General features: G+C 27.4%; 15 protein-coding genes. 3 read left to right on the plus strand and 12 right to left on the minus strand.

Features of this window, described 5'->3' with window-relative positions; all coding sequences use genetic code 11:
• Positions 1-26: 26 nt before the first annotated feature.
• The 7 genes from ACYUEX_RS07785 to ACYUEX_RS07815 form a co-directional block, all read right to left on the minus strand.
• Positions 27-1,010 (minus strand): ABC transporter ATP-binding protein, encoded by a 984-nt coding sequence (locus ACYUEX_RS07785; protein WP_460287451.1) that lies wholly within the window; start codon positions 1,008-1,010, stop codon positions 27-29.
• Positions 1,010-2,017, minus strand: a complete 1,008-nt coding sequence (locus tag ACYUEX_RS07790; RefSeq protein WP_411168007.1) for an ABC transporter ATP-binding protein — start codon at positions 2,015-2,017, stop codon at positions 1,010-1,012. Before ACYUEX_RS07790 ends, ACYUEX_RS07785 begins: the two co-directional genes overlap by 1 nt.
• A 12-nt stretch (positions 2,018-2,029) precedes the next feature.
• Positions 2,030-2,989 (minus strand): ABC transporter permease, encoded by a 960-nt coding sequence (locus ACYUEX_RS07795; protein ID WP_460287452.1) that lies wholly within the window; start codon positions 2,987-2,989, stop codon positions 2,030-2,032.
• A 14-nt stretch (positions 2,990-3,003) separates the two neighbouring features.
• The gene (locus tag ACYUEX_RS07800; protein ID WP_460287454.1) at positions 3,004-3,924 is read right to left on the minus strand and encodes an ABC transporter permease; all 921 of its coding nucleotides are present in this window, start codon (positions 3,922-3,924) and stop codon (positions 3,004-3,006) included.
• Between the two features lie 492 nt (positions 3,925-4,416).
• Positions 4,417-4,953 carry a cob(I)yrinic acid a,c-diamide adenosyltransferase gene (locus ACYUEX_RS07805; protein ID WP_411168010.1) on the minus strand — a complete coding sequence of 179 codons (537 nt, stop codon included), beginning with the start codon at positions 4,951-4,953 and terminating at the stop codon, positions 4,417-4,419.
• Positions 4,954-5,366: 413 nt separating this feature from the next.
• Complete coding sequence (locus ACYUEX_RS07810) at positions 5,367-6,032, minus strand: single-stranded DNA-binding protein (RefSeq protein WP_411170701.1); 666 nt, start codon at positions 6,030-6,032, stop codon at positions 5,367-5,369.
• A 109-nt stretch (positions 6,033-6,141) separates the two neighbouring features.
• Positions 6,142-6,849, minus strand: coding sequence for a polysaccharide deacetylase family protein (locus ACYUEX_RS07815; protein WP_460287690.1), 708 nt, complete (start codon positions 6,847-6,849; stop codon positions 6,142-6,144).
• 175 nt (positions 6,850-7,024) lie between these two features.
• Between ACYUEX_RS07815 and ACYUEX_RS07820 the strand changes: the two genes are divergently transcribed.
• Positions 7,025-7,558 carry a DUF4364 family protein gene (locus tag ACYUEX_RS07820; RefSeq protein WP_411168011.1) on the plus strand — a complete coding sequence of 178 codons (534 nt, stop codon included), beginning with the start codon at positions 7,025-7,027 and terminating at the stop codon, positions 7,556-7,558.
• Here the strand turns inward: ACYUEX_RS07820 and ACYUEX_RS07825 are convergent.
• On the minus strand, positions 7,555-8,433 hold the full coding sequence (locus ACYUEX_RS07825; protein WP_460287457.1) for a YncE family protein: 879 nt from the start codon (positions 8,431-8,433) through the stop codon (positions 7,555-7,557). The genes ACYUEX_RS07820 and ACYUEX_RS07825 overlap by 4 nt on opposite strands.
• A 243-nt stretch (positions 8,434-8,676) precedes the next feature.
• On the opposite strand from ACYUEX_RS07825, the gene ACYUEX_RS07830 reads away from it, so the two are divergent.
• Entirely contained in the window at positions 8,677-8,925 is a 249-nt protein-coding gene (locus ACYUEX_RS07830) for a TIGR03905 family TSCPD domain-containing protein (protein ID WP_460287459.1), read from the plus strand.
• Positions 8,926-8,940: 15 nt separating this feature from the next.
• On the opposite strand, the gene ACYUEX_RS07835 is transcribed toward ACYUEX_RS07830, so the two are convergent.
• Both ACYUEX_RS07835 and ACYUEX_RS07840 read right to left on the minus strand, forming a co-directional pair.
• Positions 8,941-9,573 carry a peptidoglycan recognition protein family protein gene (locus tag ACYUEX_RS07835; protein ID WP_460287460.1) on the minus strand — a complete coding sequence of 211 codons (633 nt, stop codon included), beginning with the start codon at positions 9,571-9,573 and terminating at the stop codon, positions 8,941-8,943.
• Between the two features lie 120 nt (positions 9,574-9,693).
• Positions 9,694-10,059, minus strand: a complete 366-nt coding sequence (locus tag ACYUEX_RS07840; RefSeq protein WP_460287461.1) for a hypothetical protein — start codon at positions 10,057-10,059, stop codon at positions 9,694-9,696.
• Between the two features lie 488 nt (positions 10,060-10,547).
• Here ACYUEX_RS07840 and ACYUEX_RS07845 point away from each other — a divergent pair, with 488 nt between their 5' ends.
• Entirely contained in the window at positions 10,548-11,174 is a 627-nt protein-coding gene (locus ACYUEX_RS07845) for a biliverdin-producing heme oxygenase (protein WP_460287462.1), read from the plus strand.
• A gap of 172 nt (positions 11,175-11,346) precedes the next feature.
• Here the strand turns inward: ACYUEX_RS07845 and ACYUEX_RS07850 are convergent, their stop codons facing one another.
• Positions 11,347-11,778, minus strand: a complete 432-nt coding sequence (locus tag ACYUEX_RS07850) for an RrF2 family transcriptional regulator (protein ID WP_460287463.1) — start codon at positions 11,776-11,778, stop codon at positions 11,347-11,349.
• Positions 11,779-11,854: 76 nt separating this feature from the next.
• Complete coding sequence (cysK, locus tag ACYUEX_RS07855; RefSeq protein ID WP_460287464.1) at positions 11,855-12,781, minus strand: cysteine synthase A; 927 nt, start codon at positions 12,779-12,781, stop codon at positions 11,855-11,857.
• Positions 12,782-12,792 lie beyond the last annotated feature (11 nt).

Consider the following 12,792-nt stretch of genomic DNA (forward strand, 5'->3'; position numbering starts at 1 on the left):
ATACTAATTGCCTATGCAATAAATACCTAATCATTAAATAAATGGCATGCTACAAAGTGACCTTGCTCTACTTCTTTAAGCTCTGGATCTACTTCTCCACAAATTGGCTTAGCATACTTACATCTACCTTTAAATCTACATCCTGGTGGCGGATCTATTGGTGATGGTATATCACCTTGTAAGACTATTCTTTGATTTGTTTTAGCCACCTGTGGATCTGGAATTGGCACAGCAGAAAGTAAAGCTTGTGTATATGGATGTTTAGGTTTTAAATAAACATCATCAGCTGGTCCCTTTTCAACCATTTTACCAAGGTACATAACACCTATATGAGTTGATATATGCTTAACCATTGATAAATCATGAGCTATAAATAAGTAAGTTAGCCCAAACTCTTCTTGAAGCTCTTCTAACATATTGATAACTTGTGCTTGAATTGAAACATCAAGCGCAGAAATCGGTTCATCACAAACTATAAAGTCTGGTTGTACTGCAAGAGCTCTAGCAATACCTATTCTTTGTCTTTGCCCACCTGAAAACTCGTGAGCATATCTATTTATATGGCTTCCATTTAAGCCAACTCTATCTAATAAATACCTAATTCTTTTATTTCTTTCTTCTCCCTTATATAACCCATGAATGTCTATAGCCTCACCTATAATATCTCCTACAGTCATTCTTGGATTTAAAGAAGCATATGGATCTTGAAATATCATTTGCATATTCTTTCTTAAAGAAACCATTTTCTTTTCACTATGATTAGTTATATCTTCACCATTAAAAATTATTTGTCCTGAAGTTGGTTCATATAGCTTTAAAATAGTTCTACCAGTAGTAGTTTTACCACAGCCTGATTCTCCTACTAACCCTAAAGTTTCTCCTCTTTTAATGCTAAATGATACATTGTCTACAGCTTTAACAAAGCTTTTATTGGAAAATAATCCTTTATTTACAGGGAAGTATTTGCAAAGATTTTTAACTTCTAAAATAACATCGTTTTTATTTTCCATTATTCTTCCCTCCTTATTGGTGACTCTACCTTTGGTGCATTTTCATGACATAACCAACAAGCTGCTCTATGTCCTTTTGATATTTCAAATAAAGGTGGTTGGTTCTCTATGCAAACCTTCATTGCATACTTACATCTAGCTGCAAATGGACATCCTACTGGTGGTTTTAATAAATCTGGTGGCTGTCCTTCAATCGGTGTCAATTTTTCTTTTATTTCACTTTTAGGATTAGGAACGCTATTTAGCAATCCCCAAGTATATGGATGTCTTCCATTGTAGAATATGTCTTCATCTGATCCTTCTTCTACAACAATTCCACCATACATAACATTTATTCTCGAACAAAGGTCTGCTACAACTCCTAAATCATGTGTGATTAAGATAATTGAGCTATTAACCTTTTCTTTTAAATCTTTCATTAAATCTAATATTTGTGCTTGTATTGTAACATCTAATGCTGTTGTTGGCTCATCAGCTATTATAAGGTTTGGTTCACAAATAAGACTCATAGCTATCATAACTCTTTGTCTCATACCACCTGAAAATTCATGTGGATATTGCTTAAGCCTTTTTTCAGGACTTGGGATACCTACCATGTCTAACATCTTAATAGCTTGTTCATTCGCTTCTTTTTTAGAAATCCTCTTATGCTTTATTAGATGTTCTGTCAGTTGCTCTCCTACTGTATATAAAGGATTTAATGATGTCATAGGATCTTGGAAAATCATAGCCATTTCATTTCCTCTAATTTTCTGCATAACCTTTTCATTTGGATTAGTTATATCAGTTCCATTAAACATAATAGTATCCGCATCAATAACAGCATTATCTGCTAATAATCTCATAATTGACATCATTGTAACTGATTTACCACAACCTGATTCTCCAACTATCCCTAAAGCTTCTCCTTTATCTAAGTGTAAGGATACTCCTCTTACTGCTTGTACATCACCTATATGTGTTTTAAAGGAGGTTTTTAAGTTTTTAACTTCTAATAATCTACTCATCTGTCATTCCTCCTATCTCTTATTCTTAGGATCTAAAGCTTCTGTTAACCCATCACCAAATAGGTTAAATGCTAATATAATTAAACAAATCATTCCAGCTGGGAATAATAATTGATACGCTGCTGTACTTAAAAGTCCACTAGCATCATTTGCCAATGTTCCAAGTGAAGCAAGTGGTGCATTTATACCTAAGCCTATAAAACTTAAGAAAGCCTCTGTAAATATTGCTTGTGGTACAAATAATGTTAAAGTTACTAATATAGAACCCATTGTGTTAGGAATTAAGTGTCTAAAAAGTATTCTTGCTTTTGAAGCTCCAAGAGCTTTTGCTGCTAATACGAATTCTTGTTGTTTTAATTGAAGAATATCTCCTCTTACTATTCTTGCCATACCTACCCAATAAGAAATAGCCATTGCTAGAATAATAGTAGTTAATCCTGAAGATCCTTCTTTCTTAAATGTAGCCATTAATATGATTACATAAATTTGATTTGGTATAGCATATAAAACGTCAACTATTCTCATCATTATATTGTCTACTCTACCACCAAAGAAACCAGAAACTCCTCCATATACTACACCTATAACTAAGTTTATAGCTGCTGCTGATACTGCAATTATAAGAGAATATCTAGCTCCATACATTACTCTTACAAATAAGTCTCTTCCTAAATTATCAGTTCCAAACCAATGCTGAGCACTTGGTCTTAAATCTGTTGCTTGTAAGTTTGTATCGTAATAAGTATATCCCATTGTTTTTTGCATTATAATTGGTCCTAAAGATGCAAATAAAATTATTATTCCTATCATTATTAATGAAAACAATGCTACTTTATTACTTTTTAATCTTCTCCAAGCATCAGCCCAATATCCAACGCTTGGTCTAACTATTTGTTCAAAGTTCTTTTCCTCTTCACTTAAAGGAGTAAATAGTTCTTTATCTATATTTAAATCCATTTTTAAATCTTCCATGCCTTTACCCCCACTTACCCTTCTAGTTTAATTCTTGGATCTATAAACACGTATATTATATCTACTAGTAAGTTACATATTACTATTAAGGTACAATAAAATGTTGTAACTCCTAATAATGAACTATAATCTCTATTAGTTATTGATAAAGTAAATTCATTTCCAAGCCCAGGTATAGCAAATATTTTTTCAACTACGAAAGAGCCTGTTAATACTCCTGCTACTAATGGTCCTAAGTAAGTAACTACTGGAATTAATGAATTTCTTAATGCATGTTTAAATACTATTGTTTTTCCACTTAACCCTTTAGCCTTTGCAGTTCTTATATAATCTGATTTTAATACATCAATTAATTTACTTCTTGTTAATCTTGTTATAAATGCCATTGAACCTCCTGAAAGTGCTATAACTGGCATTATATAATTTTTAGGTTTACTTAATCCAGTAGCTGGTAAGAAACCTTTAAGCTGTACTGTAAATATATATATTAGAAATGTTCCCATTACAAAGCTTGGTATTGTTATACCTAGTGTTGCTAGTAACATACAAACTCTATCTGGCCATTTATCTGCTTTTAATGCAGCTACTATTCCAAGTAGAACTCCAACTACAACTGAAAATACTATTGATACTCCACCAACTTTAGCTGAGTTTGGGAAACTCTTTTTTATTGTTGTTAAAACGTCTCTTCCTTTATACTTCATTGATTTACCAAAATCACCTTTTAATAAATTCTTCATATAAATTGTATATTGTTCCCCAACAGGTTTGTCCAACCCATATTTTTCGTTTAGCTGGGCTTTCATGTCCGGTGTTATTTTTTCTCCATCAAATGGACCACCCGGCATCATTCTTACTAGAAAGAATACTATAGTCACAACTGCCCAAATAGTAACTATACTAGTTAAAAGCCTCTTTCCTATATACTTTACCATTTGTTTTCAACCCCCATTCATCATTCTACACACATTCCATTTTGTAGATATTAATAATTATATTATATTATTAAAATTTGTCAATTAACATTTTAAATTTATATTCAGTATTTTGATAATATATCAATAATACCTATCTTTTTTTTTAAATTTATAAAAGAATCCCTCAAACATTAGTAAACGCTTACACTTACTTTTTTACTCATTTCTGCAAGTATAAATATTAATCCTTCATTTTTCTAATTATTATTAATTTACTTTTATTTTAATAGAATATATTTATTAAATTTTAATTTACACGGACAATTATATAAATTTGTTCGTTTATAGTGAACATATACTTTCTAATTTTTATAGAATTATTACGCATAATTCTAAACTATTTATAAAAACTGATTAGCATAAAAGCTTTACTATAATGCTAATCAGTTAACTATTATTAAATGTGTAATTTATTTATATAATTCTCTAACTTATCTATATATTAATAAATTAATATTCTATTCCTTTTCTGGCATCTACGCCTTTTTCAAAATAATGTTTAATGCATTTCATTTCTGTAACTAAATCACTTTTTCTCAAAATTTCTTCTGGTATATCCCTTCCTGTTAAAATAAGTTCCATATTAGTAGGTTTATTATCTATAATATATAGAACTTCTTCAACTGTTAAGAACTTATTATATAAGACTCCCATTATTTCATCTATAATTAATACATCGCATTTATTATTTCTTATTGTATCTAAAATAAATTTATATCCTTCTTTAATTTCAAGCTTTAATTCCTCTTTTTCTTTTTCGTTTAAATTCCAAACAAAATCTCTTGGCTTTTCAAATCTAAATAATTCGAAGTTTTCCCCAAGCTCATCTATAGTTTTTAATTCTCCTGTTGGACCACCTTTTAGAAACTGAAGCATATATATCTTTAATCCATTTCCATAGGCTCTCATTCCTTGACCTATGGCAGCAGTAGTTTTACCTTTACCATTTCCTGTGTACACTTGAACTAATCCTTTATCCAATTTCATTCTATCAACTCCTTTTTTTATAAATTGTACATTATATATAATTGTATTGTAAACATAATATAATTTATCATTATTTTATTATTTTTCTATGTATATATCCTTAATATATTATTTCTACATTCTTATTTTATAATACAGTGCTGATAGTCTCAAATATAATCATACATTTATAGGAAACTATAAAATTTATACTTGTGCATACTTAATTATAAGAAAATAATTTATAAAAAAGTGCACATATGTAAATTTGCTTATTCCGTCACTTCGCTCCAAGTCATCACAAACTTACATATGTGCACTTAAAAACTGAAGGAATGAAACTATAAAGAGTTATTCATAGAGTAAACTTTTTATAACTTCCTAAAGAATAAATGATTAAAGGTGAAAAGCAAGCTTTTCACCTTTATTTTATACTACATTACTTCTTCTTCACTAACTTCATGTTCTAAATCTAAATTATCATTTTGAACTCTTTCCATCTTTGATACAGATACTTCATATGCTATTTTCTTTATAACATCTGTATCGCTAACTTTCTTTTGATACTCTCTACTTTGTAATCTTCCCCAAACTCTAATGTTATCTCCAACCTCTAAAGATTGGCAGAATCTTGAATTTCTTCCCCATGCTATTGTTGGAATATAATCTGATTTATTATATGCTCTATTAACTGCTAATAGTACATCTGCAATTTCTCTTCCAAAAGGAGTTGTTCTATAAACAGGTTCCTTGCATATATACCCATCTAAGAAAATTTCATTAGGATTCTTACTTCTTTCAATACAAGGTTCTATATTTCTTGCAAAAACAGTTAATATAAGTTTATTTGACCCATCAACAAACTTATTATATGACCTCAATTGACCATCTACTATTATTTCTTTACCAATAGATAAGTCCATATTAGCTATAAGTCTTTCTGATACTGTTATGTTTAAAACATCAACTGAATCACTAAGTCTCATAACCTCCATTGAAAATGTATAAAACCCTTCCCCATACATTTCATGGCTAAATTCTAGTTCTGATATTACTGTTCCCTCTAAATAAATTTTGTTATTTAACATCAAGTTGTCCATCATTAACCCTCTCTCCCTTAGTAATAATTTTAATCGATTGCATTTTTAACCCCACTGGATACATTTCCATTATAATACATTATATCATCATTTTTCAATATTTTTTAATTTATTTTTTTATTTGTTCTCCTTTATCATCAACATAATAATCCTTCTCATATATCATTTCACCCACTGGTATGAAGGAATATCCTTCTTCTTTAAGTTTTTTGATTATTTTATCTAGATTTCCTGGAGTGTACTTTGCATTGTTATGAAAAAGTAAAATTGAACCTGGAGCAATTTTTTTCATAACTCTATTATACTCCTCATCAGCTCCTTTTTGCTTCCAATCAACAGAATCTATATCCCATTGAATACACTTATATCCTTGTTTATTTACAAAATCAAAGGACTTTTTATTGTAATCACCACTAGGAAACCTAAATAATTTAGGTTTAACTGCTGCTGTTTCTTCTATTATTTTATCAGTTTTATCAAGTTCCTCCTTCATCCTATTTTCATCTATCTTGGTAAACATAGGATGAATATAGCTATGGTTTCCTATTTCATGGCCTCCCTCCTTTATATTAACAAGCTTTTCTCTATTTTCTTCACTATAATTAACCCAACCTCCCATTATAAAAAAGGTTGCCTTTACATTATATTTATCTAGTATCTCTAATATGTTATAAATTTCATCTTTTTCAGCCCAATTTATGTCAAATGTTAAGGATAAAACTTTTTCTTCTTTGTTTACTCTATAAATAGGTCCTTCATTAAATGTTTCTGATAAAACATATTTAAAATTTTCTTTAAATAAAACAGAAAAAATCATAGTGCACACTAATAATGCTAAACTTATTAATACTCTATATCTCCTTCTCACAAAAAACTCCTGTAAATTGATGTTATTTATTTATATTCTTTATAAATAATATTAATGACTATAATATCAACTTAGTAAAATTTATGATATAATTAATATATACTTTCTAAAAGGGAGGTTTAATATGTACGAAAACTCAGCAGAACTAGCAGAAAACAAGTTATTAGTTTTATATGTAATAGAGTCATTAAAATATCCTATTACTAATACTCAACTAACTGAAATTATATTGGAAAATAATTTTATAAACTATTTTACTCTTCAGCAATATATTAGTGAACTTGTTTCATCAGAATTTTTAAGATATGACATAGTGAATGATAAAAATTTAATTTATATAACTGAAAACGGATCAAATGTTCTTTCATTTTTCTCTGATAGAATATCTTCAATAAAAAAGAAGATAATCGATGACTATCTTCTTTCAATGATTGATTCCATAAAAAAGGAGTTAACTATTAATAGTGATTATACTTTAGGAAAAGATAATGCTTTTATAGTAAATTTACAAGCTTTAGAAAATGAGAATCTTTTAATATCTCTTAAAGTTTCTGTTCCATCAAAAAAACAAGCATTATCATTATGTAACAGATGGAAAAGCAATCCATCTGATATCTACACTAAAATAATGAACTCTTTATTCAGTGATTCTGACTAATATAAAGTCATAGCATTAGGCTCTTTTCCTACTGTTATGACTTTTATTTTATTTTTCTTTAGATTAATGCACATAACTCTTCCATTTAAATAATCTGATACAAATGTTGTTTCACCATATTTAACTATTGACTTAGGCATTCCTCCTAAATTCATTTTACTTAAATTACTAAAATCACGTTTATTTATTATACTAAGGGTTCCATCTACAAAATTACAAACATATATACCTTCCTCATCTTCCACAATATCTATAGGAACCTTTCCGACCTTTATCCTAGCTAGTGACTCTAATCTTGATAAGTTAAATACCTCAATATAACCTTCCTTGTCATCTCCCATATAACTTTCACATACATATAATAATCTTTTATCCTTAGAAACTTTAATTTTAGTTGGATATTCTAAAGTTGTTATATCTTTAATTACCTTATTGGTATTTATATCTATAACAGATACATTATTGCTTTGAAAGTTAGAAACAAATATTAGACCAAGTTCCTTAGATACCTCTATATTATGTGGCCAATTATTAACATGTATTTCTAACGCAATCTTATTTTCTTTTAAATCATAAATAATAATAGTATTTGATTCAGAGCATATAATATATAAAGAATTCTTATATCTTACTAAATCATTTGGATGAGCTCCTATATAAATGCTATTTTTTTCCTTTAATGTATCCATATTTATTATTGATATCGAATTACTATAACTATTAGCAGTATAAGCTATATTTTCATTAATGCAAATACCACTTGGTCCTAAAGGTCTTTCCCCAGTAGTTAAAAATATTTCTTCACTCAAAAAATTTTCTATAGATAGTTTGCTTATAGAATCACTACCTGTATTACAAATAATTAAAGATTTCATTAATATAGCACCTCCTTTATATTAGAAGCTATTTATTAAAACTTTATAAAGATTGATTATTATATACTTTTATAGATACTCATAATATCTTAAATACTATGTACATTTATAATATATTCCTACTTAAAATAAATGAGACAACTTTTTATCTTTTATATCATATTTCCACATTTTCTCTTCATTTCTACTTAATATAGATATATAATATGTCTTGTACAATATTGTATAAAGGAGGGATATAATATGTTTGTTTATAAAACTAAAGGGGTTTGCTCTACAGAAATACATATAAATGTAGAAAATAATATTATAAAAAACGTTGACTTTATCAGAGGTTGTCCTGGAAATCTTATTGGAATATCAGCTTTAGTGAATGGAATGAATATTGATGAAGCAATATCTAGGTTAAAGGGGATAACATGTGGAAATAAAGATACATCTTGCCCTGATCAACTTTCTAAAGCACTAGAAGAATATAAAAAATCTGCATAATAAAAAGGAGTACTTCTACTCCTTTTTATTATAATTTTTTATTTTATCAACTACATTTTCTCTTATCTCTTCTATAGGAAATTCTTTCCCTGGACAAAGTGTTTTATATAAATCTTTATGCCCTAAAATTGTATATATATCGTATTTTAATGATATATATACTGAAAGCTTATATAAACTTTCTAACTGCTCTTCATTTGGATGTTCTTCTTCAAAGTTCCCTTCCAAGCATATTCCTATAGAAGTATTATTTTCACCTTTTGTATGTGCTCCTTCTGCATTTTCTGGTCTGCAAGAATAAATTCTTCCATCTTTTCTTATATAATAATTATATCCTATTCCTTTCCATCCCTTCTCCTTATGATATTCGTTTATATCTTCAGGACTCCATATACTTCTTGCAGCATGATGATATATTATTTTATCTGGTATATTGCTTAGTTCTAAATTTTCTTTCCATTTGTAATCTAAGTTTATAATATTCAAATTTTTCTCTAGTATATTTAATTGATTATCATCAATAACTATATTGTAAAACTTTCTATAGCTTATTTTAAAATAAGATCTTATATCATCTCTTGAAAGTATTACTATAATAATTATTAATAATATTACTGTTGCTATTAAATATATTTTTTTAACCTTCAATTCTATTTCCTTTCTATAATATATATTTCTTAATATATTATTAAAACTTTTAAATTATTATAAAAGGAGTAAATATTCTCTCCATAGAATATTTACTCCTTTAAGTTTACATAATTAATTTTATAATATAAAGCTTATTATTAATGTAATTATTCCGCTTAACATTAAAGAAATATTAATTATATCAATATTTAAAGTAACTTTACATGAATCAACTATTCTTCTTCTATCGATTTCATTGGTTTCTAAGCTTATGTTAGCTAACCACTGAGGATTAATTTGACCCAAATCTTGAAGAGATAAACTCATAGGATTGCCTCCTATTGAAGAAAATACCCCCATCATTAATATTGCTATTCCTTCTACAAAAATTATGTCTCTAAAATGGTACCCTTGAAAAATCGAAATAAACTGTCCTAAACTTAAAGCAATTATTAGACTAGTTAAAGAAACAACCAAAAATTTTGATAAATTTTTTTTATTCATAAGAACCACCATCCATCCTTTTGAAATCAATTACATTATATCATTATAGCTATTTTCTTACAATAACCATAACTTATTCTAGTGTTTCTTCAAATTATCAGTATTTTAAAATTTTGTAATTATCTTAATTAAAATAATAATCAAATTATATATATTCTTTTTAAATTTAAAAGATATATATAAACATTAACAGATAAATATTTTTATATAGACTTTTAAATATAAGAGCATAAAAATATTTTAAATAATTAATACTACATATGGGCTGAATTTAATATAATTTATTTGAACAATGTTCATTCTAGTATTATTATGAACTATGATCAAGAAAATTAATAATATTTTATCTTAATTATACATTTAAGCAAAATACTATTAAATTTAAGCTTAAAATCAATTTGCTTAATTATAGTAAAAATACTATTATTAATACATAAAATTAATTAATAATTATTTTTATATAATATTTTTTATGAGGAGTGTTAATTATGAATAATTTGATGATAGAAATTAGAGATAGAAGCAATACATTGCATAAAGCTGCTGAGAGTACTGGTTTCACAACAAGACTACTTGATAAAAATGCAACTAAAGAGAGTTATTCTGAATATATATTTAACTTATATTACGTATATGAAGCTATAGAAAATAACCTTGATAAGTTTAATGATTTAGAGGCTGTAAGCCCATTTGTAACAAAAGAATTATATAGATCTCATTTAATAAAAAAAGATTTAGAAACACTTTTAGGTGATACATCATCCTTAAAACCTTTGTCTTCTACACTTTCTTATGTTGATAGAATAAATAGTGTTTCTACACAAAATCCTAATTTAATAATTGCTCATGCTTATACAAGATTCTTAGCCGATTTATTTGGTGGAAGAACATTTTATTCTTTATTGAAAGATTTTTATAATGTCACTGAAGATGGATTAAATTATTATCAATATAAGGATCTTGGCGATATGAGAGCTTATGTTATGAGTTATCATAATATGTTAAACTCACTTAAGCTATCAAATGAAGAAAAGGAAGCTTTTATTTTAGAAATTTGTAACTCATACATTTATAATATGGCAATTTCAAATGAATTAGATGCTAAATACTTTTAATAAAAGGAAAACTGTAAGCATACTAAGCTTACAGTTTTCCTTTTATTAATTTACCTAAAAAATCACTATGATAAACTTTAATTGAAAATTAGCTCTAAGTAACCATATAATTTTATAAGAAATAGTTATATTAATAAATTATACTATTTTCATTCATTATTAGACTAATTTACTATATATAATATATAATAGTATCTTTTGATTTTTTATAATCGTTAATTAAATCTTCTAAAGTAATTGATGAGAAATACTTGCTTATAATGCAATTTATATCTTTCCATAAATTTTTATTTATAAAATCTTCTAATTCATTTTCCTCCTCATCATTTATATCTATAAATATATTTTCACCCTCTAAAACTTTTAATATCTCACTTATAGTTAGTTCACTTGGATTTTTACCTAGTGTATATCCGCCTTGAGCACCTTTTCTTCCTACAATAATTCCACCTTTTCTTAATAATGAAAATATTTGTTCAAGATATCTTTCTGAAACATTTTGCCTTTCTGATATTGTTTTTATACTTACATTTTCACAATCCATATTTATAGCTAAATCAACTAAAGCTCTTAGCCCGTATCTTCCTTTTGTTGAAATCTTCAAATAATCACCTTTCCCTTATTGTCTTCCTATTTAATAATAAAAGTCACCACTTTAAATAGTAATGACTTTATTACAATTACTTATATAAATCTGTTGATAAATATCTTTCACCTGTATCTGGTAAAAGAACTACTATATTTTTACCTTGATTTTCTTCCCTTTTTGCTAATTCTGTTGCTGCAAATATAGCAGCTCCTGATGATATTCCAACTAATAATCCTTCTGTTCTAGCAATATCATTTGAAGTATTAAATGCATCTTCATTTTCAACAGCTATAACTTCATCTATAATTGATACATTTAAATTTTTTGGTATAAAGCCTGCTCCTATACCTTGTATTTTGTGAGGTCCTGGTTTTCCCCCAGATATAACTGGAGAATTTTTCGGCTCAACCGCTATTATTTTAACATTAGGATTTTTGGCTTTTAGTACCTCTCCTACACCAGTAATAGTTCCCCCTGTTCCAACTCCACCTACAAATATATCCACTTTGCCTTCAGTATCTCTCCAAATTTCTTCTGCTGTTGTATTTCTATGGATATTTGGATTTGATGGATTTTCAAATTGTTGAAGAATAACTGAATTCTCTATAGTATCTTTAAGTTCATTTGCTTTAGCTATTGCACCTTTCATTCCTTCTGCTCCAGGTGTAAGAACTAATTCTGCTCCTAAAGCCTTTAAAAGATTTCTTCTTTCTAAACTCATAGTTTCTGGCATTGTTAAAATAAGTCTATATCCCTTTGCTGCCGCTACAAAAGCTAATGCAATTCCTGTATTACCACTTGTTGGTTCTATTATAACTGATTCTTTATTTAATATTCCATTTTTCTCTGCATCAATTATCATTCCATATCCAACTCTATCTTTTACACTTCCACCTGGATTAAAATATTCTAATTTTCCTATAATATTTGCTAATACTTTATTTTCATTATTGTAATTAGATAACTCTAACAATGGTGTATTTCCTATTAATTCTACTAGACTTTTCGCTATTTTCATTTTAACCTCTC

Source organism: Clostridium sp. CTA-7 (genome assembly GCF_054768095.1).